23 protein-coding genes are annotated in these 26,182 nt (G+C 68.4%); 15 read left to right on the forward strand and 8 right to left on the reverse strand.

Annotated features, from left to right (window positions below):
- Window position 1: 1 nt before the first annotated feature.
- From CNE_RS21410 to CNE_RS21440, 7 genes are all read left to right on the forward strand, one after another.
- Window positions 2–805, forward strand: a complete 804-nt coding sequence (locus CNE_RS21410) for an SDR family oxidoreductase (protein WP_013952366.1) — start codon at window positions 2–4, stop codon at window positions 803–805.
- Window positions 798–2,513 carry a thiamine pyrophosphate-binding protein gene (locus CNE_RS21415; protein WP_013952367.1) on the forward strand — a complete coding sequence of 572 codons (1,716 nt, stop codon included), beginning with the start codon at window positions 798–800 and terminating at the stop codon, window positions 2,511–2,513. Before CNE_RS21410 ends, CNE_RS21415 begins: the two co-directional genes overlap by 8 nt.
- Before the next feature lie 12 nt (window positions 2,514–2,525).
- A complete protein-coding gene (locus tag CNE_RS21420; protein ID WP_013952368.1) occupies window positions 2,526–3,326 on the forward strand; it encodes an aspartate dehydrogenase in 801 nt (266 codons plus the stop codon).
- Window positions 3,327–3,366: 40 nt separating this feature from the next.
- Window positions 3,367–4,845 carry an aldehyde dehydrogenase gene (locus CNE_RS21425; RefSeq protein ID WP_013952369.1) on the forward strand — a complete coding sequence of 493 codons (1,479 nt, stop codon included), beginning with the start codon at window positions 3,367–3,369 and terminating at the stop codon, window positions 4,843–4,845.
- A 23-nt stretch (window positions 4,846–4,868) separates the two neighbouring features.
- Window positions 4,869–5,843 carry a VOC family protein gene (locus CNE_RS21430; RefSeq protein WP_013952370.1) on the forward strand — a complete coding sequence of 325 codons (975 nt, stop codon included), beginning with the start codon at window positions 4,869–4,871 and terminating at the stop codon, window positions 5,841–5,843.
- 26 nt (window positions 5,844–5,869) lie between these two features.
- Complete coding sequence (locus tag CNE_RS21435) at window positions 5,870–6,826, forward strand: PDR/VanB family oxidoreductase (RefSeq protein ID WP_013952371.1); 957 nt, start codon at window positions 5,870–5,872, stop codon at window positions 6,824–6,826.
- Between the two features lie 239 nt (window positions 6,827–7,065).
- The gene (locus CNE_RS21440; RefSeq protein ID WP_080569583.1) at window positions 7,066–8,484 is read left to right on the forward strand and encodes an MFS transporter; all 1,419 of its coding nucleotides are present in this window, start codon (window positions 7,066–7,068) and stop codon (window positions 8,482–8,484) included.
- A 75-nt stretch (window positions 8,485–8,559) separates the two neighbouring features.
- On the opposite strand, the gene CNE_RS21445 is transcribed toward CNE_RS21440, so the two are convergent.
- From CNE_RS21445 to CNE_RS21455, 3 genes are all read right to left on the reverse strand, one after another.
- Entirely contained in the window at window positions 8,560–9,291 is a 732-nt protein-coding gene (locus CNE_RS21445) for a tripartite tricarboxylate transporter substrate-binding protein (protein ID WP_013952373.1), read from the reverse strand.
- A gap of 351 nt (window positions 9,292–9,642) precedes the next feature.
- Window positions 9,643–10,530 carry an isocitrate lyase/PEP mutase family protein gene (locus CNE_RS21450; RefSeq protein WP_013952374.1) on the reverse strand — a complete coding sequence of 296 codons (888 nt, stop codon included), beginning with the start codon at window positions 10,528–10,530 and terminating at the stop codon, window positions 9,643–9,645.
- Window positions 10,527–11,699, reverse strand: coding sequence for a TauD/TfdA family dioxygenase (locus CNE_RS21455; protein WP_013952375.1), 1,173 nt, complete (start codon window positions 11,697–11,699; stop codon window positions 10,527–10,529). Before CNE_RS21455 ends, CNE_RS21450 begins: the two co-directional genes overlap by 4 nt.
- 136 nt (window positions 11,700–11,835) lie before the next feature.
- Between CNE_RS21455 and CNE_RS21460 the strand changes: the two genes are divergently transcribed.
- The gene (locus tag CNE_RS21460; RefSeq protein ID WP_013952376.1) at window positions 11,836–12,735 is read left to right on the forward strand and encodes a LysR family transcriptional regulator; all 900 of its coding nucleotides are present in this window, start codon (window positions 11,836–11,838) and stop codon (window positions 12,733–12,735) included.
- 92 nt (window positions 12,736–12,827) lie between these two features.
- Here CNE_RS21460 and CNE_RS21465 read toward each other — a convergent pair whose 3' ends face one another.
- On the reverse strand, window positions 12,828–13,346 hold the full coding sequence (locus CNE_RS21465) for a MarR family winged helix-turn-helix transcriptional regulator (protein WP_013952377.1): 519 nt from the start codon (window positions 13,344–13,346) through the stop codon (window positions 12,828–12,830).
- Between the two features lie 317 nt (window positions 13,347–13,663).
- Here CNE_RS21465 and CNE_RS21470 point away from each other — a divergent pair, with 317 nt between their 5' ends.
- The 7 genes from CNE_RS21470 to CNE_RS21500 all read left to right on the forward strand — a co-directional run bounded on the left by CNE_RS21470 (window position 13,664) and on the right by CNE_RS21500 (window position 21,076).
- Window positions 13,664–14,656, forward strand: a complete 993-nt coding sequence (locus CNE_RS21470) for a tripartite tricarboxylate transporter substrate binding protein (protein WP_013952378.1) — start codon at window positions 13,664–13,666, stop codon at window positions 14,654–14,656.
- Between the two features lie 44 nt (window positions 14,657–14,700).
- On the forward strand, window positions 14,701–16,992 hold the full coding sequence (locus tag CNE_RS21475) for a xanthine dehydrogenase family protein molybdopterin-binding subunit (protein WP_041228811.1): 2,292 nt from the start codon (window positions 14,701–14,703) through the stop codon (window positions 16,990–16,992).
- Window positions 16,985–17,851, forward strand: a complete 867-nt coding sequence (locus CNE_RS21480) for an FAD binding domain-containing protein (protein ID WP_013952380.1) — start codon at window positions 16,985–16,987, stop codon at window positions 17,849–17,851. The genes CNE_RS21475 and CNE_RS21480 overlap by 8 nt, the downstream gene beginning before the upstream one ends.
- A gap of 9 nt (window positions 17,852–17,860) precedes the next feature.
- Window positions 17,861–18,337, forward strand: a complete 477-nt coding sequence (locus CNE_RS21485; RefSeq protein ID WP_010811673.1) for a (2Fe-2S)-binding protein — start codon at window positions 17,861–17,863, stop codon at window positions 18,335–18,337.
- Window positions 18,327–19,067, forward strand: coding sequence for a CoxG family protein (locus CNE_RS21490; RefSeq protein ID WP_013952381.1), 741 nt, complete (start codon window positions 18,327–18,329; stop codon window positions 19,065–19,067). The genes CNE_RS21485 and CNE_RS21490 overlap by 11 nt, the downstream gene beginning before the upstream one ends.
- 102 nt (window positions 19,068–19,169) lie before the next feature.
- A complete protein-coding gene (locus CNE_RS21495) occupies window positions 19,170–20,021 on the forward strand; it encodes an IclR family transcriptional regulator (RefSeq protein ID WP_018311864.1) in 852 nt (283 codons plus the stop codon).
- A 38-nt stretch (window positions 20,022–20,059) separates the two neighbouring features.
- Entirely contained in the window at window positions 20,060–21,076 is a 1,017-nt protein-coding gene (locus tag CNE_RS21500) for a Bug family tripartite tricarboxylate transporter substrate binding protein (protein WP_013952383.1), read from the forward strand.
- On the opposite strand, the gene CNE_RS21505 is transcribed toward CNE_RS21500, so the two are convergent.
- The 4 genes from CNE_RS21505 to CNE_RS21520 all read right to left on the reverse strand — a co-directional run bounded on the left by CNE_RS21505 (window position 21,063) and on the right by CNE_RS21520 (window position 26,126).
- Complete coding sequence (locus tag CNE_RS21505; protein WP_013952384.1) at window positions 21,063–21,902, reverse strand: IclR family transcriptional regulator; 840 nt, start codon at window positions 21,900–21,902, stop codon at window positions 21,063–21,065. The two genes, CNE_RS21500 and CNE_RS21505, sit on opposite strands and share 14 nt — an antisense overlap.
- Before the next feature lie 69 nt (window positions 21,903–21,971).
- Window positions 21,972–23,108, reverse strand: a complete 1,137-nt coding sequence (locus CNE_RS21510; protein WP_013952385.1) for an FAD-dependent monooxygenase — start codon at window positions 23,106–23,108, stop codon at window positions 21,972–21,974.
- A gap of 585 nt (window positions 23,109–23,693) precedes the next feature.
- Window positions 23,694–24,929: an acyl-CoA dehydrogenase family protein gene (locus CNE_RS21515; protein WP_013952386.1), complete on the reverse strand. Its 1,236-nt coding sequence runs from the start codon at window positions 24,927–24,929 to the stop codon at window positions 23,694–23,696.
- A 45-nt stretch (window positions 24,930–24,974) separates the two neighbouring features.
- Complete coding sequence (locus CNE_RS21520) at window positions 24,975–26,126, reverse strand: acyl-CoA dehydrogenase family protein (protein WP_013952387.1); 1,152 nt, start codon at window positions 26,124–26,126, stop codon at window positions 24,975–24,977.
- Between the last annotated feature and the right edge of the window lie 56 nt (window positions 26,127–26,182).

Here is a 26,182-nt window from a genome sequence, read left to right on the forward strand (position 1 = left end):
AATGTCCATGATTGAACTCGGCGGCAAGGTTGCCGTCGTTACCGGCGGGTCCTCCGGCATCGGGCTGGCGACCGTCGAGCTGCTGCTCGAAGCGGGTGCCGCCGTGGCCATGTGCGGCCGCGACGAGAGCCGCCTGCGCAGCGCCGAGGCGCAGTTGCGCGAGAAATTCCCCGGATGCCGGCTCTATGCCGCCACCTGCGACGTGCTCAAGCCTGAACAGGTCGCCGCCTTTGCCGCTGCCGTGCAGGCCACGCTGGGCAACGTCGACATGCTGGTCAACAATGCCGGCCAGGGTCGGGTGTCGACCTTCGCCAACACCGAAGACGCTGCCTGGATGGAAGAGCTGCAGCTCAAGTTCTTCTCCGTGATCCACCCGACGCGCGCCTTCCTGCCGCAACTGGAGAAGTCAGGCCAGGGCGCCATCGTCTGCGTCAACTCGCTGCTGGCGCAGCAGCCGGAGCCGCACATGGTGGCGACCTCCGCCGCGCGTGCCGGCGTGCTCAACCTGGTGCGCTCGATGGCCACCGAGTTTGCGCCCAAGGGCGTCCGCGTCAACGGCATCCTGATCGGGCTGGTCGAATCGGGCCAGTGGCGCCGCCGCTTCGAGGCGCGCCCCGAAGCAGACCGCCACCTGGACTGGGCCGCATGGACCGCGCGCCTGGCCCAGCAGAAACATATTCCCCTTGGCCGCCTGGGCCTGCCGGTCGAGGCAGCCCGCGCCATCCTGTTCCTTGCCTCGCCGTTGTCTTCGTACACCACGGGCAGCCATTTCGATATCTCCGGAGGACACTCCCGTCATGCCTAATCAACACCAGTACGAACAACAGCAGGTCACCGTCGGCTGCGCCATCACGGCGTTTCTCGAGCAGTGCGGCGTCAAGGCCGCCTTCGGCGTGATCTCGATCCACAATATGCCGATCCTCGATGCCATGGGCGAGCGCGGCAAGATCCGCTTCGTGCCGGCGCGCGGCGAAGCGGGCGGCACCAATATGGCCGACGCCTATGCCCGCACCACCGGCGGCCTGGGCGTATGCCTGACCAGCACCGGCACCGCCGCGGGCAACGCCGCCGGCGCCATGGTCGAAGCGCTGACCGCCGGCACGCCGATGCTGCACATCACCGGCCAGATCGAAACGCCGTACCTGGACCAGAGCCTCGCCTACATCCACGAAGCCCCGGACCAGCTCACCATGCTCAAGGCTGTGTCCAAGGCCGCCTTCCGCATCCGCAGTGCCGACACCGCCATCAGCACCATCAAGCTGGCCGTGCAGACCGCGCTGACGGCGCCGACCGGCCCGGTCAGCGTGGAGATCCCCATCGACATCCAGGCCGCGCTGATCGACATGCCGGCCGACCTGCAGCCGCTGCCGGTGCCGCAGCACGTGCCGTCGGCGCACGCGCTGGACGCGCTGGCCGAGCGCCTGGTCAAGGCCAAGCGCCCGCTGCTGTGGCTGGGCGGCGGTGCGCGCCACGCCAGCAAGCAGGTGCAGCGCCTGCTGGACCTGGGCTTCGGCGTGGTCACCAGCACGCAGGGCCGCGGCATTGTGCCGGAAGACGATCCCCGCTCGCTGGGTGCCTTCAACCTGCACAAGCCGGTCGAAAACTTCTACCAGACCTGCGATGCGATGCTGGTGGTGGGTTCGCGCCTGCGCGGCAATGAAACCCTGAAGTACGAACTGAAGCTGCCGCGCCCGCTGCTGCGCATCGACGCCGACCCAGCCGCCGAAGGCCGCTGCTACCTGAGCGACTACTTTGTCAGCGGCGACGCCGCGCTGGCGCTGGACGCCCTGGCGGATCGGCTCGAAAAGCGCATGCAGATCGATCCGGCCTTCGCCGCCGACCTGCGCCGCGCGCACGACACCGCCGTCAACAGCCTGGTCGACGGCCTGGGCCCGTACTCGGCGCTGGTGCAGGCGCTGCAGGGCGCGGTCGGCCGCAGCTTCAACTGGGTGCGCGACGTGACCGTGTCGAACAGCACCTGGGGCAACCGCCATCTGCGCATCTTCGATTCGCGTGCCGGCGTGCATGCGCTGGGCGGCGGCATCGGCCAGGGCCTGGCGATGGGCATCGGCGCCGCGATCGGTGCTGCGGCGACCGCTTCGGGCAAGAAGACGTTCACGCTGGCCGGCGACGGCGGCTTCATCCTGAACCTGGGCGAACTGGCCACCGCGGTGCAGGAACGCGCCGACATGGTGATCGTGCTGATGAACGACAAGGGCTACGGCGTGATCAAGAACATCCAGGACGCGCAGTACGGCGGCCGCCGCCACTACGTGGACCTGCATACGCCGGACTACGCCACGCTGGCAAAGTCGCTGTCGCTGCGCCATGCCCGCGTGAGCAACCTGGCCGAGGTCGACGCCGCGCTGGAAGCGGCCACGGCCGAGTCCGGCCCGTTCCTGCTTGAAATCGACATGCTGTCGATCGGTTCCTTCAAGACCATCTTTGCCGGCCCCCCGGTGAACAAGGACAACGAAGAGCCGGCGCGCGAACAAACCACTGTCACCGCCTGAGGGAGACCGGAGATGCTGCATGTGTCCATGGTTGGCTGCGGCGCGATCGGCCGCGGCGTGATGGAATTGCTCAAGAGCGATCCTGACGTGGTGTTCGACGTGGTGATCGTGCCGGAGCACACGATGGACGAGGCACGCGACGCGGTCTGCGCGCTGGCGCCGGGCGCCCGCGTGGCGACGCACCTGGACGACCAGCGTCCCGACCTGCTGGTCGAGTGTGCCGGCCACCATGCGCTGGAAGAGCACATCGTGCCGGCGCTGGAGCGCGGCATCCCGTGCATGGTGGTGTCGGTGGGCGCGCTGTCCGAGCCCGGCATGGCCGAGCGGCTGGAAGCGGCGGCGCGCCGCGGCGGCACGCAGGTGCAGCTGTTGTCGGGTGCGATCGGCGCGATCGATGCGCTGGCCGCGGCGCGTGTCGGCGGGCTGGATGAAGTGATCTACACCGGCCGCAAGCCGGCTCGCGCCTGGGCCGGCACGCCGGCCGAGCAGCTCTTCGACCTGAATGCGCTGACCGAGGCGACCGTGATCTTCGAAGGCACGGCACGCGACGCGGCGCGCCTGTATCCCAAGAACGCCAACGTGGCCGCCACTGTGTCGCTGGCAGGCCTGGGGCTGGACCGCACGTCGGTGAAGCTGCTGGCCGACCCGCATGCGGTGGAGAACGTGCATCACGTGGAGGCGCGAGGCGCTTTCGGCGGCTTCGAGCTGACCATGCGCGGCAAGCCGCTCGCGGCCAACCCCAAGACTTCCGCGCTGACGGTGTTCAGCGTGGTGCGCGCACTGGGCAACCGCGCGCACGCGGTATCGATCTAGTCCCGGCAGCCACGCCCTACAGACTTAGCAGGCAACGACAATGAAGACGCAAGAAGTACTCCCCATCTGCATCGCGGGCGAATGGCGCCTGGGGACCGGCGACCGCTATGGCACGCGCTACCCGGCTACCGGCGAAGTGGTGGCCGAACTCAACGCCGCCAACCTGTCGGACGTGGAAGAAGCGGTGCAGGGCGCCCACCAGGCCTTCCTCACCAGCGGCTGGGCCCAGCGCAAGCCGCATGAGCGCGCCGCGGTCCTGTACCGCGTGGCCGAACTGATCCGCGCCCAGGGCGAGCAACTGGCCCAGCGCCAGCGCCTGGACAACGGCAAGCCGATCAGCGAGACGCGCGCCCTGGTGGCCAGTGCCGCCGGCACCTTCCAGTTCTTTGCCGCCGCCTGCGAGACGCTGGAAGAAACCATCACGCCGCAGCGCGGCGACTGCCTGACCATGAGCGTGTACGAGCCCATGGGCGTGGTCGCGGCGATCACGCCGTGGAACTCGCCGATCGCCAGCGAGGCGCAGAAGATGGCGCCGGCGCTGGCCGCGGGCAACGCCGTGGTGGTCAAGCCCGCTGAAGTCACCCCGCTGATGGCGCTGGAACTGGCGCGCATCTGCGAAGAGGCCGGCGTGCCCAAGGGCCTGGTCAGCGTGCTGCCGGGCAAGGGCTCGGTGATCGGCGACGCCATCACCAAGCATCCGCTGGTGCGGCGCGTGTCGTTCACCGGCGGCACCACCACCGGCAAGCACATCGCCCATATCGCCGCCGACAAGATGATGCCGGTGTCGCTGGAACTGGGCGGCAAGTCGCCGACCATGGTGTTCGACGATGCCGACCTGGACCATGCGGTCAACGGCGTGCTGTACGGAATCTTCAGCTCGTCGGGCGAGTCGTGCATCGCCGGCTCGCGCCTGTTCGTGGCACGCTCGCAGTACGAAGCCTTTATCGACCGCCTGGCCGCGGGCGCCGCGCACCTGCGCGTGGGCGACCCCGCCGATGAGCGCACCCAGATGGGCCCGCTGATCACCGACCGCCATCGCGACAGCATCGAGTCGTACGTCGCCGCCGGCGTGGAAGAGGGCGGCCAGCTGCGCACCGGCGGCCTGCGCCCCGACGTGGCCGGCCTGCCCAACGGCTATTTCTACACGCCGACCATCATCGAAGGGCTGGATAACAACGCCCGTATCTGCCAGGAAGAGATCTTCGGGCCGGTGCTGGTGGCGATCCCGTTCGACGACGAGGACGACCTGATCGCGCAGGCCAACGACAGCGTCTATGCGCTCGCCGCCGGCATCTGGACGCGTGACTACAAACGCGCCTGGCGCGTGGCACGGGCCGTGCAGGCGGGCAACGTGTGGATCAACACCTACAAGCAGTTCTCGATCGCGACGCCGTTCGGCGGCTGGCGCGACAGTGGCCTGGGCCGCGAGAAGGGACGGCTTGGCATCCTGCAGTACATGGAGCAGAAGAGCGTGTACTGGGGCCTGAACGAACAACCGCTGCCGTGGGCCAACCACTGAACCCGGCAGGCTGGAGAGAAGCAATGATCAAGGTATTGGGGATCGACGAGATCGTCTACGGCGCGGATGACTTTGACGCCTGCCGTGGCTTTTTCACCGACTGGGGCCTGGCCATCAAGCGCGACGACGCGCAGGGCCTGGATTTCGAAACGCTCAACGGCTGCCGCGTGCTGGTGCGCCGCATCGACGACGCCACGCTGCCGCCCGCGATCGAAGCCGGCCCGACGCTGCGCGAAGTGGTGTGGGGCGTGGACTCGCAGGCCTCGCTGGACCAGCTCGCCAAGACGATTGCCGACGCACCGGGCTTCGTGAAGCAAGGCGAGGGCGATACGATGCGCATCGGCTGCACCGACCCGAACGGCCTGGCCGTGCGTTTCCAGGCCACGCGCAAGCATGACGTGCAGGTCGAATGCGCACTGATGAACACGTGGAACGACAAGCCGCGCCTGAACCAGCGCAGCCCGATCTACGACCACGCCACCCCGATCGAAGTGGGCCACGTGGTGTTCTTCGTCAAGGACGTCAAGGCCACGGAGCGCTTCTATGTCGAGAAGTTCGGCTTCGTGCCGTCGGACCGCTATCCGGACCGCGGCGCCTTCCTGCGCTGCACGCCCGAAGGCGGCCACCACGACCTGTTCCTGCTGCAGCTGCCGGAACCCAAAAGCGGCCTGAACCACGTCGCCTTCACCGTGCGCGACATCCATGAAGTCTTCGGCGGCGGCATGCATGTCTCGCGCAAGGGGTGGGACACGCAGCTCGGCCCGGGCCGGCACCCGATCTCGTCGGCCTACTTCTGGTACTTCAGGAACCCGGCCGGCGGCCTGATCGAGTACTACGCCGACGAAGACCAGCTGGACGAACACTGGGAGCCGCGCGCTTTCGAGCCGGGGCCGACCATGTTCGCCGAATGGGCGATCGAAGGCGGCATCGACGGCAACACCCGCCGCCAGAAGAACGCGGGCGGACCGGCAGGCAAGTTCCTGACCGAGAAGCGGTAAGTCAGCAGCAATCGAAGGAAGCAGCAATGAGTGCCCACCAGTCCCTGACCCTGCGCGTCCACGCCATGCGCTATGAAGCGCGCGGCGTGGTCAGCATCGAACTGCAAGATCCCGAAGGGAAGACCCTGCCCGAGTACAGCCCGGGCGCCCATATCGACCTGCACCTGGGCAACGGCCTGGTGCGCAGCTACTCGCTGTGCGGCGCGCCCGAAGCGCGCCAGCGCTATACCGTGGGCGTGCTGCTGGACCGCGGCAGCCGCGGCGGTTCGCGCTACGTGCATGAGCAGCTGCGCGTTGGCACCACGCTGACCGTGGGGGCGCCGCGCAACAACTTCGCCCTGGACGAAAGCGCCGCGCACACCGTGCTGGTCGCCGGCGGCATCGGCGTGACGCCGATCGTCTGCATGGCGCGCCGGCTGGCCGAACTGGGCAAGTCGTTCACGCTGATCTACTGCGCCCGTTCGCGTGCCGAGGCCGCATTCGTCGAACAGCTGTCGGCCCATGGCGATGCAGTGCGCTTTCACTTCGACGACGAGGCCGGCGTGCCGCCGGACTTGAACGCGATGCTGGCCGGCCAGGACCCGCAGACGCACTTCTACTGCTGCGGCCCCGGCCCGATGCTGAAGGCGTTCGAGGCTGCCTGCGAAGCGCATAGCTACCCGAACGTGCACATCGAGCGCTTTGCCGCCGATCCCTCGACCGAGGCGGTGCAGGAAGGCGAGTACACCGTGTCGCTGTCGCGCACCGGCACCACCGTCAAGGTGCCGTCCGGCAAGTCGCTGCTGGACGCGCTGCTCGATGCCGGCGTACAGATGGACTACAGCTGCCGCGAAGGCGTGTGCGGCTCGTGCGAGACCGCGGTGCTGGAAGGCTGCCCCGACCATCGCGACAGCGTGCTCAGCAGCAGCGAGCGCGCCAGCAACAAGACCATGATGGTGTGCGTGTCGGGGTGCAAGGGCAGCAAGCTGGTGCTCGACCTGTAATCCTGCCGCACAGCCTTTGGACACCGATGGTGTTCCCCTCTCCCCTCATGGGGAGAGGGCAGGGTGAGGGGTGGTTTGGCAAGGCACCACGCCACCAGAACCGCCGCCCCTCACCCCTGGCCCCTCTCCCGCATGCGGGAGAGGGGAGCAAACCTCCCGCATGCCGGGCCGCCCCAAGAATCAAACCGAGACATCCCGTGCTGACCCAGAGACAAGACGCAGCGTCCCCCGGCGCACCGGTGGCCGCCACCGCAGGTATCGTGACCACGGCTGACAGCGCCGGCCAGAGCGCAGCGGCGGCCCGCAGCGGCCCGCTCACGCGCGGCAATATCGTTGCCCGCATCGAGCGCATGCCGGGAAACGCCATGCATATCCGCGCCCGGTTGCTGATCGGCCTGGCCACCTTCTTCGATGGCTTCGACGTGATCGCCATCGCCGCCACGCTGCCGCTGCTGATCGCGCAGTGGTCGCTCACGCCGGGCCAGATCGGCTTTCTGATCGCGGCGCCGTCGGTCGGCCAGTTGGTCGGGGCGCTGCTGTTCCCGGGGCTGGCCGAGCGCTTCGGCCGGCTGCGCTCGATCGGCTGGAGCGCGGGCATCATCGGGCTGATGAGCCTGGCCTGCGGCTTTGCCCCGTCGTTCGAGATCTTCGCGCTGCTGCGCATCGTGCAGGGCCTGGGCCTGGGCGGCGAACTGCCGGTGGCGGCCACCTATATCAACGAGGTCACGCGCGCCCATGGGCGCGGGCGCTTCGTGCTGCTGTACGAGGTGGTGTTCCCGATCGGGCTGATGGTGTCCAACGGCATCGGCGCCTGGCTGGTGCCGCACTACGGCTGGGAGCTGATGTATTTCATCGGCGGCGTGCCGCTGGTGCTGTTCTTCATCCTGCGCCGCGTGATCCCGGAATCGCCGCGCTGGCTGGCCGAGAAGGGCCGGCTGGACGAGGCCGATGCCGCGCTGTGGGCCTTCGAGGCGCGCGCCAGGACGCCGCTGCCGCCGCTGGGCGACACCAGCGCCTACGAACGCATGGCACAGCACCCGCGCCGCCGCGTGCGCGACCTGGTCAGCAAGCCCTATATCGGCCGCACGCTGGCGGTGTGGATGCTGTGGGCAACCTGCGGCTTTATCCAGTACGGGCTGTCGACGTGGCTGCCCACGGTCTACAAGACCGTCTACCACGCGCCGCTGCAGCTGGCGCTGAACCTCGCCGCCGGCGCCTCGGTGCTGGGCGTGGTCGGTTCGCTGGTGTGCGCGATGATTGTGGACAAGGTCGGGCGCAAGCCGGTGATCAATGTGTCGTTCCTGCTGTGCGCGCTGTCGCTGGTGCTGGCGGGGGTGTTCCACGCGTCGAACGTGTATGTGGTCGCGACCCTGTGCGCGCTGGCGATGGGGTTCCTGGCCAGCGGCTTCATCACCGCCTATGTCTATACGCCGGAACTGTATCCGACCAGCGTGCGGGCGATGGGGTGTGGGCTGGGTGGGGCGTGGCTCAAGCTGGCGGCGATCTTCGCGCCGGGGCTGATTGCCAGCACCATCGGCAGTGGTGATCTCAGCATTGCCTTCTTCGCGCTGTCCGTGGTGCCCGCGCTGGCGGCTGTCACGGTACATTTCCTTGGGATTGAGACCAAGGGCCGCGTGCTGGAGGAGCTGGAGGTCTGAACGGGCGTTGCTCGTCCCGTTCCCTTGGGGGCTGCACCGTGATCCGGTGCAGCCCTTTTTCTTTGCGCCGGAAGCTCAGCTCATCCGCGCCCCGGTAACCGCCACCACCTTCGCCCAACGCGCGATTTCCCCCTGCAGGAACTGCGTGAACTGCGCGGCATCATTGCCCACCGGCATCAGCCCTTCGCCGGCCAGGCGCTTGCGCATTGCCGGCGACGCGACCGCGGCGCGCACGGCTTTCTCCAGCTGTGCAACCACGTCCGCCGACATGCCGGCCGGCCCGAGCAGGCCGTACCACGAGCTGTAGTCGAAATTGGGCACCACGTCGGCGATCGGCGCGATCTGCGGGAACGCGGGCAGGCGCTTCAGGCTGCTGACGCCCAGCCCCTTGACCTTGCCGGCCCGCAACAGCGGCTGCACCGTGGCGACGTTGCCCAGCAGCAAGTCGGCCTGGCCGGCGACCACGTCGGCGATCGCGGGGGACGCGCCTTTGTAAGGCACGCTGACCAGGTCAATGCGCGCCTCTTGCTTGAACATCTCGCCGGCCAGGTGGTTGGCGCTGCCGAGGCCGGCCACGGCGATGCTGAGCTTGCCGGGCCTGGACTTGGCCAGCGCGATCAGCTCGCGCACGTTGTTCGCGCCCAGGTCGGGGCGTGACACCAGCAGCAGCGGCGAGGTGGCGATCAGCGAAATCGGCGTGAAGTCCTTGATCGGGTCGAACGGCTTCTTGTCGAACAGCGCGGGATTGATGGCGTGGCTGGTGTAGCTGAGCAGCAGCGTGCCGCCGTCCGGATCGGCCTTGGCCACCGCGCGCGCTCGCCGCGATGTTGCCGGCTGCGCCGCCGCGGTTCTCGACGATATAGGGGTGCTTCAGGCGTTGCTCCAGTTCAGCGGCCAGCGCGCGCGCCACCAGGTCAGTGCCGCCGCCGGGCGTGGCGCCGACCAGCAACTTGGTCACGGCCGGGGCGGCCTGCAGGGTGCCGGGCAGCATTGTGCTGGCCGCCAGCAGCGCCAGGAATTCGCGTCGTTGCATGGGTTGTCTCCGTTTCTCTCTTTATGTACCTGGACGATGGGGGCATCGTTGCGGGGGCTTCTGGCCTGCCTCTGGTGGGCGGAATGCCTTACAGCATGTGCGGGGCAACGTGGCGGCGCGTGCCGTTAGTCGTCGTCCGCATAGCGGCGGCCGGCGTCGAGCAGCTGGGGCGTGCCGATCAGCCGGTTCAGTGCGTCGAAATCGTTCATTTCCTCCATGAATGCGCGTGTGCTGCCGTCGGCCCTGAGGCCGGCGAAGTAGCGCTGCAGCTGGCGCGAGGCGAAGCGCACGGTGCCGCCCGGGTAGATCACGATGCGGTAGCCGCGCCCGCCCAGTTCGGCCGCGCTCTGGATCGGGGTCTTGCCGCCCTCGACCATATTGGCCAGCAGCGGCACGCGTGCGGCGAAGCGGCCGCAGACGCGGTCCATGTCGGCGGCTGACACTACTGCCTCGATAAACAGCGCGTCGACGCCGCAGGCCAGATAGGCTTCGGCGCGCTCGATGGCGGCGTCCAGGCCTTCCACGGCGACGGCGTCGGTGCGCGCCAGGATCAGTGTGTCGGCGCTATGGCGCGCGTCGAGAGCGGCACGCAGCTTGCCGCACATCTCGCGCACCGTGACCAGCGACTTGCCGGCGAGGTGGCCGCAACGCTTGGGAAAGCCCTGGTCCTCGAGCTGGATCATCGCCGCGCCGGCGCGCTCGAAAGCGCGCACCGTGCGCTGCGTGTTGAGCGCGTTGCCGTAGCCGGTGTCGCCGTCGACGATCACCGGCAGCGACACGCGGTCGGTGATGCGCGCCAGCACGTCGGCGGTCTCGGTGGCCGTGGTCAGGCCCACGTCGGAGTGGCCCAGCAGCGTGTAGGCGACCGCGCCGCCCGACAGGTACAGCGCCTCGAAGCCGGCCTGCTCGGCCAGCAGCGCGCTGAGGGCATCGTAGACGCCGGGCGCCAGCACCGGCTCGGGCCGGCGCAGGCGTTCCTTCAGCGAAGGGGAGTGCGTGCTGTCGCCGCTCATGCCGTGGCGCCCGCGGCCGCCTTGGCCGCATGCCCGGCCAGGATGCGCACCATGTCTTCCTGGCGCAGCTGTGGGCGCCAGGTCTCGAACAGCATGCCGAGCGCCGCCGCCTGGCGCTTCTCATAGTCAAGGAATTCCTGCGTGATCTCACTGCCGCGCACGCCGCCGCGCACCGATCCGGCACGCACGTCGCCGTAATATTCCTTCCAGTCTTCGGGCAGCGGCTGCGAACCCGGCACGGCCAGCCACAGGCGGAACAGGTGGCGCTTGCGGTCCGGCTCCTCATGGTCCTCGAACGGCGTGCGCGAATGCAGCGTGACGTAGTTGTTCAGCAGCTGCATGTCGCCTTGCTCCAGTTCCATGGTGAAGCACAGCAGCTCGCTCGGCATCAGCTCGTCGAGCAGGTCCAGCGCCTCGACCTGCGCCGGCGTCAGGCGCGGCAGCTCGGCAAAGTCGCGCTGCGCGGCGTCGGTGTTCTTGCGGTTGGTGCGCGCGGAGAAATACTCGGGATGGCTGCCGAAGACCGGGCAGCGGTAGTACGGCGGCTGGCTGGGGTCCTGCGTGCCTTGGTAGCTGTGGAAGAAGGTGTCCTTGAGCACCGGGATCAGGTCGGGGCGGCGGCGCTGCACTTCCTCATACAGCGCTATCGAACTGGTCACCTTGCTGGTGCCGCCCGCGCGCGCGGTGCGCCGGCACAGCAGGCCGACCACGTCGCACGAGTCCTGGTGAAAATCCAGCCCGGCATTGGTGTTGTAGCCGCGGCCGCCCTTGACCTTGTATTCGCCGCCTTCATTGCGCACGTCGTTCATGAACTGGCTGGCGCGGTTCTGCGTGCGGCCCACGCCCATGTACAGGCTCATGCCCCAGTAGGCCAGGCGCGATTCCTCCTCGGTCCATTCGTCGACCGGAAAGCCCTTGAGCAGGCACATGCCCCAGCCGCCCTGGGTGATGTCGATGGCGCGCCTGAGCACGGCGCGGGCGGCGTCATTGAGCGGAAAGTCGGCCTGCTGCATTGCCAGCAGCGGCTTGTTCAGTGTCCTGGCGTGGTCGAGCGCGTCACGCATGCCCTGGACTTCGGCCTCGTTCATGCGCAGTACCCAGGAGCGGTCCTCGCGGGCTTGCTGGGCGGTCCAGGCGACGGGGCGTTGCGATGCGGCGATGACTGACATGTCGGGGGCTCCTCCGTGTTTTGCGTAGCGTGCAGTGGTTGGGTTCGATCTGTGTTCGATCCCGTGAGCCCAGTCTAGCGGCGTGCCCTATCATTAGAAAAGCGAACTTATTTGAGTTACTTCATAAGATTTTTTGATGAAAATTGAGACCTTCCATACGCTTGAGGGCGTGCTGCAGACCGGCACCTTCGCCGGCGCCGCGCGTCAGGCCAACGTCACCCCCAGCGCTGTCAGCATGCAGATGAAGCAGCTTGAGCAGTACCTGGGCAAGCCGCTGTTCGACCGCTCCGGGCTGCAGGCGCGGCCCAACCAGCTCGCGCGCGAGGTGGCCGACACCATGCGCCAGGCACTGCAGAACCTGGAAGCGCTGCGCTCCGGAAGTGGACTGGCGGTGGAGGGGGTAGTGCGGCTGGGGGTGATCGAGTCGCTGCAACCGGTCGTGCTGCCCGGCATCGTGCGCTATGTGCGCGAGCGCCATCCCAGGCTGGAACTGCGGCTGGTGCGCGGGCGCAGCAGCACGCTGACGGCATCGGTCAAGGCAGGCGACATCGATGCGGCGCTCGTGGCGCAGCCGGCAGCCGGCGGTTCGGCGCGGCTGCGCTGGACCCCGATGATGCGGCGCGAACTGATGCTGATCGCACCACCCGCGTCCACCGAGACCAACGTGGCCTCGCTGTTCCGCCTGTACGACTGGATCCGCTACGACCGCAATACCGTGTCCGGGGCGATGGCGGCGCAGTACGTGCATGCGCACGTGTCCGAAATCCGCGGCACGCTGGAGTTCGACAGTGCGCCGGCGATCGTGGCAATGGTCAGTGCCGGGCTGGGGGTGTCGATCCTGCAGGGGCCCGACCCGACGCTGGTGCAAAACTACCCGGTGCGGCTGGTGCGGCTGGGCCGCTCGGCGCCGGTGCTGACCCTGTCGCTGGTGACGCGCAAGGGGGATGACGACAACCGCTCGGTGGCGGCTGTGCGTGACGCCATGCGGCTGACGCTGGCCTCGTACCAGCGCCAGAGCGTGGCAGCGCGCCACTGAGGCGGCGGGAGTGAAGGCCGGGTTGGGGTGCCCGGCAAACGCTGGCTGTGGCGGCTCCGGGCGAGCAAGTCGTCCGGAAGCCGCTTTCCTTGTCAGGCCTGCGCGCGCAACAGCTTGCGCAGCCCCTGGTAGACCGCTTCGCGCTCCTCTGGCGACAACTGCCGTATCACCTGCGCCTGCCCCCGCCGCGCCAGCGGCATCACCTGGTCGTGCAGTGCCGCACCAGCTTCGCTGATCGCACAGATCAGCTTCTTGCGCGGCGTGTTGCCGGCCGAAGTCAGCTGCACTAGCCCCCGTTCCTCCAGCAGCCGCAGCGTGCGGCTCACCAGCGCCTTGTCCGAGGTCGATTGCGTCACCAGCTCGGCAAACGGCAGCTCGCGCGCGTGCGCCAGCAGCGCCAGGATGCGCCACTCCGGCACGGTCAGGCCGAACTGTTCCGCATAGGGCTTGGTCACCGTGCTGCGCAGCGCGGTGACCAGCTGGCTCAGCATCGTGGTCAGGAAATTGTCGACGGTCAGGCCGCTGCCGGCCTCGTCGAGGTCGGTCCACGGGCTGGTGATGTCGGTGTCTGGCGCGGGCTGGCCCTTGGCGGGCGCGGCGTCACGGGGCATGCGTTCCTCTTGATCGGGTCTGCCGGCCGTCATGCGGGGCCGGTTTGCGGGCCAGATTGTCTCACAGCCGCTAGCCAATTCCGCCACCGTGTGTCGCTTTCACGGCAACGGGCAAGTCTAAAAAATTACCATGTCAATTGGTATTTAACGTAAGTTGAGTTGTCAATATTGACGACCTAGGATTAATAACGTTCCTGATGTGAACGTACGTTTTACTAATAAAACAACCAAAAGTGTTGTAACCCGAGCCAACCCTGTTTTCGCGGTGCGCAAAACAGCCCACTCCAACCGCGAATGCGCCCCCACAGGAGCTGTTGATGAGACACGAACGCCCCCGCCGCCTTTTCCTTGCCGCCACTGCCATGGCCGCGCTCGCGCTTGCCGCGGGCAGCGCGCTGGCCACCGCCGCGTATCCGGCCAAGACCGTGACCATGGTCGTGGCCTATCCGCCCGGCGGCGACACCGACGCCATGGCCCGGCTCTATGCCGATAAGCTGTCGGCGCGCCTGAAGCAGCCGGTCATTGTCGAGAACCGCCCCGGCGCCGGCGGCGTGGTCGGCGCCAGCTTTGTCAGCCGCGCGCCGGCGGACGGCTACACGCTGCTGTACACGCCCAACCCTTTCACGCTGGCGCCGATGGTGCTCAGGCTGGCGCCGTCGGCCAGCTATGACCCGCTGTACGGCTTCACCCCCGTGATCCAGACCGCGGTGCAGGCGGTGCTGCTGGTGGCCAACCCGCAGGCGGGCATCAAGACCGTGGGCGAGATGATTGCCGCGGCCAAGGGCGGCAAGACGCTGACCTATGGCAGCCCGGGCGCGGGTTCGCCGATGCATATCGCCGGCGAGATGCTGAACCGCGCCGCGGGCGTGAAGATCCAGCACGTGCCGTACAAGGGCGTGGCGCCGGCGGTCAACGACGTGGTGGCGGGGCACGTGAACTTTGCCTACGTCACGCTGGGCCCGGTGGCGCAGTACATCAACACCGGCCGGCTGATCCCGCTGGCGATCACGGACGCAAAGCGCTCGCCGCTGCTGCCCAACGTGCCGACGCTGGCCGAGCTTGGCTACAAGGACGTGGTGGTCGGCGCCTGGCATGGCGTGATGGCGCCCAAGGGCACGCCGCCCGAGGTGGTCAAGGTGCTGAACCAGCAGCTCAACGACGTGCTGCGCTTGCCCGACGTGACCGAGAAGATGGCCACCTTCGGCGCCAGCCCGGTGGGCGGCGTCCCGGCCGCGCTGGAAAAGGTCAACGCGGCCGACTACGAGCGGCTGGGCAAGGTGATCCGCGACCTCGCGATCGCGGCGGAATGACGCACCGCATCGCATTCATGCAACCAGACAAGCAGGAGGCCGGCATGAGCAAGGCCATCGTGGGAAGCTCCACGCCGCAGGTGACCGCGCGGGAAAAGGTCATGGGGCGCGCGCGGTATGCCGGCGACATCAAGTTGCCCGGCATGCTGCACGCCAAGGTGCTGCGCAGCCCGCACCCGCACGCGCGTATCGTGCGCATCGACACCGCCGCGGCGAAGGCGCTGCCCGGCGTCAAGCTGGTGGTGACCGGGCAGGATGTGCCCACCCGCAACTGGGGCCCGCACCGCAAGGAGCAGCGCATCCTGGCCTGCGGCGTGGTGCGCCACGTCGGCGAGGAAGTGGCCGCGGTGGTGGCGGTCAGCGAGGAAATCGCGCGCGACGCGCTGGACCTGGTCCGCATCGAGTATGAGGCGCAGCCCGCGCTGCTGACGCCCGCAGCGGCGCTGGCCGAGGGCGCACCCGAGATCCATGCCGGCACGCGCAATATCGGCCATGAGATGCACATCGTGCGGGGCGACGTGGATGCCGCGTTCGAAGCCTGCGCCGCGGTGTATGAGGCCACCTACGACATGCACTCGCAGTATCCGGGCTACCTGGAGCCGATGGCCTCGGTGGCGGCGCAGGACGGCAACGGGCGGCTCACGCTGTGGGCCTCGACCCAGTCCGTGTTCCTGGCGCGCGCGCGGCTGGCCGAGGCGCTGGACCGGCCGGTCTCGACCATCCGCGTGGTGCAGGCCACCACCGGCGGCGGCTTCGGCGCCAAGATCGTCGAGGAGAACAACAGCCTGATCTGCGCCTTCCTGGCCAGCCGGCTGGAGCGCCCGGTGCGGCTGGTCAACAACCGGCTGGAAGACTTCCAGGGCGCGCGCGCCAGCGTGCCGATGAAAGTGTGGCTGCGCATGGGGCTGTCGGCGGACGGGGTGATCCTGGCCAAGGATGTGCGCATCACGGCCGAATGCGGCGCTTACTCCGGGCTTGCCGGTGACGTGATGCACGTCACCGTCATGCGCAGCGACAATATGCACCGCGTGCAGAACGTGCGCTCGCACGCGGTCATGGCCTATACCAACAACCCGCCGCGCGGCGCCTTCCGCGGCTTTGGCGGGCAGCAGATGCAGTTTCCGCTGAACTGCCACCTGACGGTGCTGGCCGGCATGGTCGGCATGGACCCGGTGGAGGTGCACAAGCGCAATGCGATCGGCGCCGGCGAGACCAGCGTGCATGGCTGGAAGATCAGCAGCACCGGCATGGCCGAGTGCCTGGACATGACCCGCAAGGCCATCGGCTGGGACGAGAATCGCGCCGCCCCGCGCAGCACCGGCACGCGCCGGCGCGGCGTGGGCATTGCCGCGGCCATGCACGTCAGCGGCAACCGCACGCTGGGCAACTGGGACGGCTCGACCATCCTGCTCAAGGTCAACGAGGACGGCCGCGTAATGCTGCAGACCAGCGAATGCGACATGGGGCAGGGCGCCAACACCATGCTCAGCCAGATCTGCGCGCAGGAGCTGGGCATCCCGCTGTCGCACATCACCGTGATGGCGCCGGATACCGATACCGCGCCGTTCTGCCTGGGCTCGCTGGCGTCGCGCGTGACCATCATCGCCGGCAATGCAGTGCTGCGTGCCGCGCGCGAGGCGCGGCAGAAGCTGCTGGCACTCGCGGCGGAGAAGCTCGGCGTGGACGCGGAACAACTGGAGATTGCCGATGGCCGCATCGCCGCGCCGGACCAGCCCGACAAGTCCGCCACGCTGGCGGAGATCGCGCGGCTGCATATCTTCCGCCACGGCGGCGAGGGCATCCATGTTCGCGCCACCTATGACGCGCCCACGGTGATGCACGATGCCGACTACTACGGCAACGTCGCGCCCGCGCACTCCTTCGCGGCACAGGCGGTGGAAGTGGAAGTCGACACCAGCACCGGCCAGGTTACCGTGATCGACAGCTTTGTCGCCGACGACTGCGGCAAGGCCATCAACCCGCTCGCCGTGCACGGCCAGACCCACGGCGCGACCGTGCAGGCGATCGGCTGGACCCTGTACGAGAACCTGCAATATGAGGATGGCCGCCTGATGAACGGCAACTTTGCCGACTACACCATGCCTACCGCCGACGCAGTGCCGATGCTGCGCACTGACGTGGTGGAATCGAACGATCCCAACGGCCCCTATGGTGCCAAGGGCGCCAGCGAAACCGCGATCCTGCCGGGCGCGGCGGCGATCGCCAATGCCGTGTTCGACGCCGTGGGCGTGCGCATCCAGTCGCTGCCGATCACGCCGGAGAAGGTGCTGGCTGGCCTGCGCGAACTGAAGCAGAAGGAGGCCGCCCATGCGTGACTTTGCATTCCTTGAGCCGGCCACGGTGGCCGAGGCCAGCCAGATGCTGGCCGACCTGGGCGACAGTTGCCGCATCCTTGCCGGCGGCACCGCGCTGATGCTCGGCATGCGCCAGCGCATGCTGACGCCCGGCCACCTGGTCTCGCTGGGCCGGCTTGATGCGCTGCGCGGCATCACCTTCGATGCGCGCGAGGGCCTGCGCATCGGCGCGCTGACCTTGCATGCCGAGGTGGCGCGCTCGCCGCTGGTGCAGGCGCACTACCCCATGCTGGCCAGCATGGCCTCGCGCGTGGCCAATCCGCAGGTGCGCAACCAGGGCACCATCGGCGGCAACCTCTGCTATGCCGACCCCGCCACCGATCCGCCGGGCTGCATGATGGCGCTGGGCGCGCGGATTGTGGTCAGCGGCCGAGGCGGCGAGCGCGAGATCGATATCGAGGACTTCCTGGTCGACTACTACGTCACGGCGCTGGCGCCCGACGAGATCCTCACGCAGATCCGCGTGCCGGCGCCGGGTGCCGGCGCCGATGGCCGCTATGCGCGCTTCCTGCGCACCGCCGCCGAGCACCGGCCGCTCGCCAGCGTGGCGCTGGCGGTGCGGCGCGAGGGCGCGTTCTGCGTCGAGGCCCACCTGGCGGTAGGCGCGTCCACGCCGATTCCGGCCCGGCTGCGCCGCGCCGAAGCGCTACTGGCCGGCAAGGCCGTCACCGCGGAACTGGCCGAGGAAGCGGCCGCCATTGTCGCCGCGGACATCAACGCGGTCTCGGACATGCGCGGGTCCGAAAGCTACCGGCGCGAGATGGTGCGGGTAGTCGCGCGCCGCACCATTGCCGAGCTGTTCGGCGTGGCATCGGAGTAAGGAGTCCTCATGAACCAAGTCAGCATCGAACTCACCGTCAACGGCGAAGAACACCAGGTGGAGGTGCCGGCGCGGCGCCTGCTGTCCGACCTGCTGCGCGACGACCTGAACCTGACCGGCACCAAGCGCGGCTGCGAGACCGGCATCTGTGGTGCCTGCTCCGTGCTGGTCGACGGCGAGGTGGTCAAGTCCTGCCTGATGCTCGCCGTGCAGGCACGCGGGCGCCATGTGATGACCGTGGAGGGGCTGGCCGCCGACGGCCAGCTGCATCCGCTGCAGCAGTGCTTCATGGACAACGGCGGGCTGCAGTGCGGCTATTGCACCCCGGGCTTCCTGATGGCCTCGTGCGCGCTGCTTGCCAACAACCCCAACCCTACCGAAGACGAGGTCCGCCACGGCCTGAACGGCAACCTGTGCCGTTGCACGGGCTATGTCGGCATCGTTGAATCGGTCCTGTCCGCCGCGGAGAAAATGCGTGGAAATTGAAAAGACCCTGGTCACCGCGGCGCCGCCGGCGCGCGTGTGGGAGCTGCTGCTCGACCCCAACGTGATGGGCGCGTGCGTGCCCGGCATGGAATCGATCGAGGTGCTGAGCGATGTCGAGTACATCGCCCATATGGCGGTCAAGATCGCCTTCATCAACGCGCGCTTCCGTCTGCATACCAAGATTGTCGAGACACGCGCGCCGCATTACCTGCGCACCGAGGGCACCGGCGAGGATGCTTCGGTGGCCAGCTCGCTGCGCCAGTCGAGCGAGCTCTTCCTGACCGCGCTGGACGATGGCGGCACGCAGGTGCGTATCAAGGTGCAGGTGGACGTGCTGGGCCGGCTGGGCACGTTCGGCCTGAGCGTGATGAAGACCAAGGCCGACCGCATGTGGGACGAGTTCGGCGCCAACCTGCTGGCACGGCTGTCGCCGCAGGAGGCGCAAGCAGCGCCCGAGCCGGCGGCGAAGTCCGCACCTGCGGCACCGGTGGCATCGGCCGCGGCGGTCAACGGCCATGCGGTGCTGCCGGCGCAGTCCACGCCGCCGGCACCCGCCGCCGCCGGGCTGTTCTCGCGGCTGTTCGGGCGCGGCGAGGCCGCGCGCGGGCCGCTGTCGGACATCTGCGTCGAGCTGCGCCGCCGCGACGAGACCATCGTGGTGCGCTGGCCCGCCGCCCAGGGCGAGCAATGCGCGGCCTGGCTGCGCGACTACCTGCGCCCAGGGGCATAGGCGGGCCCGGGGCGGGGTCTGCCGGCAATACGGGTACCCTACGGGGTGCAGGCGTGATATATGAGAGCGTTACGCCAAGACCGAATATTGCAGAGACAGACCATGACGACCGATTCGCCGCAGGAAGACACGCAGGAAAGCGGCCAGGAGGGCGCCCAAGAGAGCGCCCAGGACAAGTACATCGTGCCGGGGCTGGAGCGCGGCCTGCGGCTGCTGGCCGAATTCAGCAGCCGTGAGCGCACCTTGTCGGCGGCCGAGCTGGCGCGCCGGCTCAAGGTGCCGCGTTCGACCGTGTTCCGGCTGCTGGCCACGCTGGAAATGATGGGCTTCGTCGAGCGCACCGACGGCGGGCGCGAGTTCCGCCTGGGCATGGCGGTGCTGCGGCTGGGCTTTGACTACCTGGCTTCGCTGGAGCTGACCGAGCTGGGCCGCCCGCTGCTGGACCGGCTGCGCGACGAGATCCACTATCCGTGCAACCTGGTGGTGCGCGACGGGCGCTCCATCGTCTATGTGGCCAAGTCGGTGGCCTCGCGCCCGTTTGCCAGCACGGTCAATGTCGGCACGCGGCTGCCGGCGCATGCCACCGTGCTGGGCCGCGTGCTGCTGGAGGATCTGTCGCTGGCGGAGTTGCGCGCGCTGTATCCGGAGGAGCGCCTGGAGGTGTATTCCGAAAGCACCCCGCGCACCGTCGAAGAGCTGTACGACATGGTCCAGCGCGACCGCCAGCGCGGCTATGTGCTGCATGAAGGGTTCTTCGAGGCCAGCATCTCCACCATCGCGGCGCCGGTGCGCGACCGCAGCGGCAAGGTGGTGGCGGCGCTGGGCGCGACCATCCCGGCCTCGCGCATCGATCCGGACCAGCTCGACAACGTGGTGGAACAGGTCAGGCGGGCGGCGGCCGAGCTGTCGCGACTGCTCGACTACCGGCCGGAGGTGCCGAAGCCGTTCGCGTGACGGCAACGCGCGCCGCCTGCCATCCGATGGGAAGCAATATGCAGCAATGCAAGAGATACAACAGGTCGCCGCGCCGGCGGCAATGGCTGGTTGGCACGGCGCTGGCCGCTGCGGTGGCGGCGTGCGTGCCGTGGCAGGCGGTACAGGCCGCCGGTTGTGCGAACGTGCGCATCGTGGTGCCGTTCCCCGCCGGCGGCCCGGCAGACCAGCTCGCGCGCACGCTGGCGCACGGGCTGCAGCAGCGGCGCGGCACGCCGTTCGTGGTCGACAACAAGCCTGGCGCCAACGGCAATATCGGCATTGACACGGTGCGGCGCGCACCGGGCGACGGCTGCACGCTGCTGGTGGCCCCGGCGGGCAACCTGACCATCAACCCGACGCTGATGCCGGCGCTGACCTACAACGTCGAGCGTGATTTCCGGCCGGTGTCGCTGCTGGCGGGCTCGCCCAACGTGCTGGCGGTGCATCCGTCAGTGAAAGCGAATTCCGTGCAGGAGCTGGTCAGGCTGGCCCAGCAGGCAGAGAAGTCCGGCAAGCCGCTGGGCTACGCCAGCCCGGGCGTCGGCAGCGGCCTGCACCTGGCCGGCGAACTGTTCCGCAACAAGGCCGGCATCACGCTGCTGCACGTGCCCTACAAAGGCACCACGCAGGCGCTCAACGACGTGGTGGGCGGGCAGGTGCCGGTACTGTTCGGCACATGGCCGACGCTGGCGCCGTTCATCCAGTCCGGCGCGCTGCGCGCGCTGGCGGTGACGCAGCCCAGGCGCTCGCCGGCCGCGCCGAACGTGCCGTCGCTGGCCGAGCAGGGCGTGCCCGGCATCGACGTCAGTTCCTGGTATGCGCTGCTGGTGCCCAAGGCCACGCCGCAGCCGGCGGCCGATGCGCTCAGCGCCGACGTGCGCGCGCTGCTGGCAACGCCCGCGGTGCGTGCCGAGCTGCAGCGCCAGGGTATGGAGCCGGTGGGCAGCACGCCGCAGGCGCTCGAGGCCCGCATCCGCGAGGAAACCGCGGCGTGGGCGAAGCTGATCAAGGCGTACGGGATTACCGCGGAGTAGTGGCACAGCGGTACCCCATCAGGCCCGACAGGTCGCGCGCGGCCTGCCTGACTTCCTTCGCCACGCGCTCGCGCAGCGCGCCATCGGCTTCAAAGCGCTGCTGCGGTCCCGCCACGCTGATGGCGGCGATCACGTCGCCGTCGGCGCCGCGCACCGGTGCCGCGCAGGAATCGATGCCCGGTTCATAGGCGGAGAAGCTCCAGGCGCAGCCGCGTTCGCGGTCGGCGGCAAGGATATCGGCCAGCCGCGCGTGGGTGGCCGGGCTCTGGCCGGTGACCGTCGGCAGCGGATCGGGCCCCAGCAGCTCGCGCAGCGTCTCCGGCGGCAGCTCGGCAATCAGCATCCGCCCGGGCGTGGTCAGGTGCGCGGCAACGCGGCTGCCCACCTGGATATTGCTGACCAGCGAGGCCGCGGGCATCTGCCGCAGCAGGTAGAGTGCATCGCCGCCATCGCGCACAGCCAGGTAGGCCGACAGCTGCAGCGACGCGCTCAGCCGGGCCAGCACGCGTGCGGCAAAGCTGGTCAGGTCATTGGTGGCCAGCACGCGCGAGGCCAGCTTCAGGAAGTTGAAGCCTACCTGGTGTCCGCCTTGCGGCAGGCGTTCCACCATGCCCTCATGCTCCAGTGTGTCCAGCAGCCGCATCACGGTGACGCGGTTCACGTCGATGCGCCGGCCCACTTCGCTCAGGTTGGCGGTGGCGCCGCCCTCGGCGATGAAGCGCAGCAGGCGCAGGCCGCGGATCACCGGCGAGACCAGCTGGGCTTCGCGGGCGTCTTCCGTATCGGCATCGTCGGCAAGGTCAGGCTGTGGGCGGGACTTGGGCATGGTGGTGTCTGCTGTCAACGGAAAACGGCCGCGCAGGCGGCCGTGCCGGCGGAAACGATCGCCTCGGCTTCAGCCGAGGGCGACGTTCCAAGCGTCGTAATCGTACACCCAGTCGGCATTGCCGCCTTCCTTCAGCCAGGCATTGCTGCGCGAGCCGATCTGGATGCGGCTGGTGCGTTCGTGGCGCGCGGCCTGGTAGCGCGCCAGCGCGGCGGGCACGCCTGCGGCACCGCCGCGCGCGCTATCAGCGAGGCAGCGTGCGAGCACTACACCGTCTTCAATCGCCATGCCTGCACCTTGCGCCATGAACGGCATCATCGGATGGCAGGCGTCGCCCATTAGCGTGACCGGGCCGGCGGACCATGCCGGCAGCGGGTCGCGCACGTACAGCGCGGAGATCAGCACCTCGTCGCAGGCATCCAGCAGTGCGCGGGCCTCGGGGTGGAAGCCGGCATAGGCGCTGCGCAGGTCTTCCACGCGGCCCGGCGTGGTCCAGGACTCATGGCGCCAGGCTTCCTGCGCGACGGTGGCGAAGATAAAGATGTCGCGGCCGCGGTTGAGCGGGAAGGTGACGATCTGCGTGGCGGACTCCGGGCCCCACCATTTGGTGAAGGCGCCCAGGTTGGACACGCCGGCGAGGCGCTCGGCCGGAACGACCGCGCGGTAGGCCACCACGCCGGTGAAGATCGGGCTTTCCTGGCCGAACAGGGCGGTGCGCACGGTCGAGTGGATGCCGTCGGCGCCGACCAGCACATCGACGCGCTCCTTTGCGCCATTGGCGAAGCGCAGCGTGGCGCCATCGGCATGCGGCTCGATGGCCACGGCCTTGTGGCCAAGGCGCACGCATTCGGACGGCACGGCGGCTTCCAGTGCGGTCATCAGGTCGGCGCGGTGCATGGTCAGCTGCGGGGCGCCGTAGCGGCGCTCGGCGTCTTCCTGCATCGGCAGGCGGGAAGTTTCTTCGCCGGTGTCCCACATGCGGCTGATGCGGTGGCAGGGGCGTGCGGCGGTTTCACGCAGGGCGGCGCCGATGCCTAGCCCGTCGAGGGCGCGTACGGCGTTGGGGGTCAGGTTGATGTCGGCGCCTACGCGGGCGAAGCGGGGGGCTTGTTCGTAGACGATGGCGTCCATGCCGAGCTTGCGTAGTGCGATGGCTGCGGCGAGGCCTCCGATGCCGGCGCCGTTGATTCCGATCTTTAGGGGCATTTTGTCTGCCTGTTGGCTGTGTTTATGTTCAAAAATGTACTATATGTTCATAAAAATATATGGGCGTGAGGGATGAGCCGTCAATTAAGGGTGAACCCTAGGAGAGAACCCTAGGAGGGGCTTTCAGCGCTTTTGGCGGATTGGAGCGGTCGGTCTGTGGCTCTTGGCAGGCGTGGGCTGTTTCGCCGGCGTAGCCGGCGAGTCACTTTTTGTCCGAGCGACAAAAAGTAACCAAAAAACGCGTCGCCTATGCGGCTGGCAATCAATTCCACGGTGTTGGTGGTTCGCACGGTGGTGCTTGCCGTTTGGGCGTGGGTGCCCTTTCGACCCTGCTACGCCATGTGAGTGTGGGGCAGTGCCTGCGTTAACCCACTATTGAACGATCCCCATGCAGGGCGTAGGCCGCCTGCTGCAAACGGCATTGCGGGGACGCCTACGGCCGCTGCGCAGGCCCAAAGTGCCCTGTCGGTTTTTCTGCGTTTGCGCGGAGCGCAACCGAAGGCGTTGATGCGATATCGCCAAACTCCAAAAAAAAACAGCCGCACACGGCGGCTGCTCTTGAAACCATCACTGGTACACAAACGCTCAAAGCCCCAACACAAGCTTGGCAATGATATTGCGCTGGATCTCGTTAGACCCTCCGTAAATCGACGCCTTGCGATAGTTGAAATAACGCGGCGCCAGCACGGCAGCATATTCAGGCCCGACACGCGGCGCGGCCTCGCGTCCCTGCAATTGAGCCCAGGTGTCCTGCACGAACGGCAACGCCGCCGGCCCCGCGGCTTCCACCGCAAGTTCGCTGGCCGCCTGCAGGGTTTCAGTGCCCGTGAGCTTCAGCATGCTCGACGCGGCCCCGATCGAGGTCCCGGATTCCACGCCTGAGAACACCCGCAACTCAACCGCTTCAAGCGCGGCAGCACGCAGGTGCAGCGCCGCCAGCTTGCGGCGGAAGGCGGGATCGTCCAGCAAGCGGCCACCGTCGTCGGCAGGCTGTTCCGCGGCAATATCCGCGATCTTCGACAGCTGCTTGCGCAGCATCGGGCTATACGTACCGCCGCGCTCGAATTCCAGCAGGTACTTGGCATAGGTCCAGCCCTTGCCTTCCTCCCCGATGCGGTTCGCCACCGGCACGCGCACGTTCTCGAAGAACACCTGGTTCACTTCCTGCTGGCCGGTCATGGGACCGTCCAGCGTCGGCAGTGCTGACACCGTGATGCCGGGGGTATGCAGGTCGAGCAGCAGGAACGAAATCCCTTCCTGGCGCTTCGATTCGCGGCTGGTCCGCACCAGGCAGAACATCCAGTCGGCCCACTGCGCATGCGTGGTCCAGATCTTGGAGCCGTTCAGGATGTAGTGCTCGCCGTCGCTGTCGGTGCCATGATCGGCGCGCATCTGCAGCGAGGCCAGGTCGGAGCCGGAGTTCGGTTCGGAATATCCCTGGCACCACCACACATCCGAGCTCAGGATCGGCGGCAGGAAGCGCTGCTTCTGTTCGGGCGTGCCGTACTTCATGATCACCGGCGCCACCATCTTCAGGCCCATCGGCGACACTGGCGGGCAGCCCGCGGCGGCCAGTTCCGACTGGAAGATAAAGCGCTCGGTCGAGCTCCAGCCCGGGCCGCCATATTCTTTCGGCCAGTTCGGCGCGGCCCAGCCGCGCGCGTGCAGCGCCTTCTGCCAGCGCAGTTGCGCGGCCTTGTCGAGGTAGCCGTTCTTGGACTGCGCCATCATCGCGCGCAGGTCGGCGTCATAGGCCTGGGCGATCCAGGCGCGCACGTCTTCACGGAACTGCTGGTCTTGCGGGGAGAAATCGAGATTCATCGACGGGCCTCGCTGGGTAATCGTCTGTGTTCGGGAATGCCGGCTTCAGGCCGCGGCCTGGGCGGGGTAGAGCAGGTCGGCGTAGCGGCGCAGGTGGTGCTCGGCCGAGCCCAGCTGCAGGTCGATCGCGGTGACGCGCTTGAAGTAGTGGCCCACGGCCAGCTCTTCGGTGACGCCCATGCCGCCGTGGATCTGCACCGCCGCCTGGCCGACAAAGGCACCGGCCTGGCCGGCCTGGATCTTGGCCGCGCACGCCGCCTGGGCGCGTGCCTGCGGTGCGCTGGCGGCCTGCATCGCCGCCACCTGGGTCAGCGCCACGGATTGCTCCAGCTGCATGTACATGTCGGCCATGCGGTGCTGCAGTACCTGGAAGGTGCCGATCGGCACGCCGAACTGCTTGCGCTGGCGCGCATAGTCGATGGTGTCGGCCAGCATGCGGGCCATGGCGCCATTGGCTTCGGCAGAGAGCGCGACCATGGCTTCGTCGCACAGTTGTTCGATCAGCGCAAAGGCTTCGCCTTCCGCGCCGATGCGCTGGCTGGCTGGCACCTGCACGTTGTCGAGCAGCACCTCGGCGGCGCGCAGGCCGTCGAAGGTCGGGTACTCGCGCAGCGTCACGCCCGGCGTGTCGCGTGCAATCCAGAACAGGCTGATGCCGTCCCGGTCGCGGCGCGCGCCGGAGGTGCGGGCGCTGACCACCAGGTGGGTGGCGAACGGCGCGCCGACCGCGGCCCGCTTGTGCCCGCTCAGCTTGTAGCCGTTGCCCTGGCGCGCGGCGCTGGCCTGCACGTCGTGGCGGCAATAGCGGCTGGTGGGTTCGGCGTGGGCCCAGGCGGCGGTGGCTTCGCCGCCGATGATGGCCGGCACCCACTGCGCGGCCAGCTCGGGGCTGCTGTGCATCAGCGCGCCGCCGCCCAGCACCACGGTGCCCAGGTAGGGCTCCAGCACCAGATGGCGGCCCAGCTGCTCCATCACGATCATGTGCTCGGCCGCGCCGCCGCCCAGGCCACCCAGCGTCTCGGGGTAGGCCGCGCCGAGAATGCCGAGCTCGCGCGCGAATGCGCGCCAGCAATCCGGGCGCCAGCCCGCGGCGGACTGCACGGCAGCGCGGCGGGCTTCGAAATCATAGTGGTCGGCCAGGTAACGCGCGAGCGTGTCGCGCAGCATCGACTGTTCTTCGCTGAACTGGAAATCCACCTTGGCTCCTTTGGAATGGGGGTGAGGCGTGATTGCGGTAGTCTGGCGGGCATCAT

The organism is Cupriavidus necator N-1 (assembly GCF_000219215.1).
Taxonomy (GTDB): domain Bacteria; phylum Pseudomonadota; class Gammaproteobacteria; order Burkholderiales; family Burkholderiaceae; genus Cupriavidus; species Cupriavidus necator.

Coding starts and splice junctions, on each gene's coding strand:
- CNE_RS21470 (WP_013952378.1), top strand. CDS start 13,664: ATGAGACACGAACGCCCCCGCCGCCTTTTCCTTGCCGCCACTGCCATG.
- CNE_RS21425 (WP_013952369.1), top strand. CDS start 3,367: ATGAAGACGCAAGAAGTACTCCCCATCTGCATCGCGGGCGAATGGCGC.
- CNE_RS21495 (WP_018311864.1), top strand. CDS start 19,170: ATGACGACCGATTCGCCGCAGGAAGACACGCAGGAAAGCGGCCAGGAG.
- CNE_RS21450 (WP_013952374.1), bottom strand. CDS start 10,530: ATGAGCGGCGACAGCACGCACTCCCCTTCGCTGAAGGAACGCCTGCGC.
- CNE_RS21485 (WP_010811673.1), top strand. CDS start 17,861: ATGAACCAAGTCAGCATCGAACTCACCGTCAACGGCGAAGAACACCAG.
- CNE_RS21515 (WP_013952386.1), bottom strand. CDS start 24,929: ATGAATCTCGATTTCTCCCCGCAAGACCAGCAGTTCCGTGAAGACGTG.
- CNE_RS21455 (WP_013952375.1), bottom strand. CDS start 11,699: ATGTCAGTCATCGCCGCATCGCAACGCCCCGTCGCCTGGACCGCCCAG.
- CNE_RS21430 (WP_013952370.1), top strand. CDS start 4,869: ATGATCAAGGTATTGGGGATCGACGAGATCGTCTACGGCGCGGATGAC.
- CNE_RS21500 (WP_013952383.1), top strand. CDS start 20,060: ATGCAGCAATGCAAGAGATACAACAGGTCGCCGCGCCGGCGGCAATGG.
- CNE_RS21420 (WP_013952368.1), top strand. CDS start 2,526: ATGCTGCATGTGTCCATGGTTGGCTGCGGCGCGATCGGCCGCGGCGTG.
- CNE_RS21435 (WP_013952371.1), top strand. CDS start 5,870: ATGAGTGCCCACCAGTCCCTGACCCTGCGCGTCCACGCCATGCGCTAT.
- CNE_RS21410 (WP_013952366.1), top strand. CDS start 2: ATGTCCATGATTGAACTCGGCGGCAAGGTTGCCGTCGTTACCGGCGGG.
- CNE_RS21505 (WP_013952384.1), bottom strand. CDS start 21,902: ATGCCCAAGTCCCGCCCACAGCCTGACCTTGCCGACGATGCCGATACG.
- CNE_RS21510 (WP_013952385.1), bottom strand. CDS start 23,108: ATGCCCCTAAAGATCGGAATCAACGGCGCCGGCATCGGAGGCCTCGCC.
- CNE_RS21475 (WP_041228811.1), top strand. CDS start 14,701: ATGAGCAAGGCCATCGTGGGAAGCTCCACGCCGCAGGTGACCGCGCGG.
- CNE_RS21480 (WP_013952380.1), top strand. CDS start 16,985: ATGCGTGACTTTGCATTCCTTGAGCCGGCCACGGTGGCCGAGGCCAGC.
- CNE_RS21460 (WP_013952376.1), top strand. CDS start 11,836: ATGAAAATTGAGACCTTCCATACGCTTGAGGGCGTGCTGCAGACCGGC.
- CNE_RS21465 (WP_013952377.1), bottom strand. CDS start 13,346: ATGCCCCGTGACGCCGCGCCCGCCAAGGGCCAGCCCGCGCCAGACACC.
- CNE_RS21415 (WP_013952367.1), top strand. CDS start 798: ATGCCTAATCAACACCAGTACGAACAACAGCAGGTCACCGTCGGCTGC.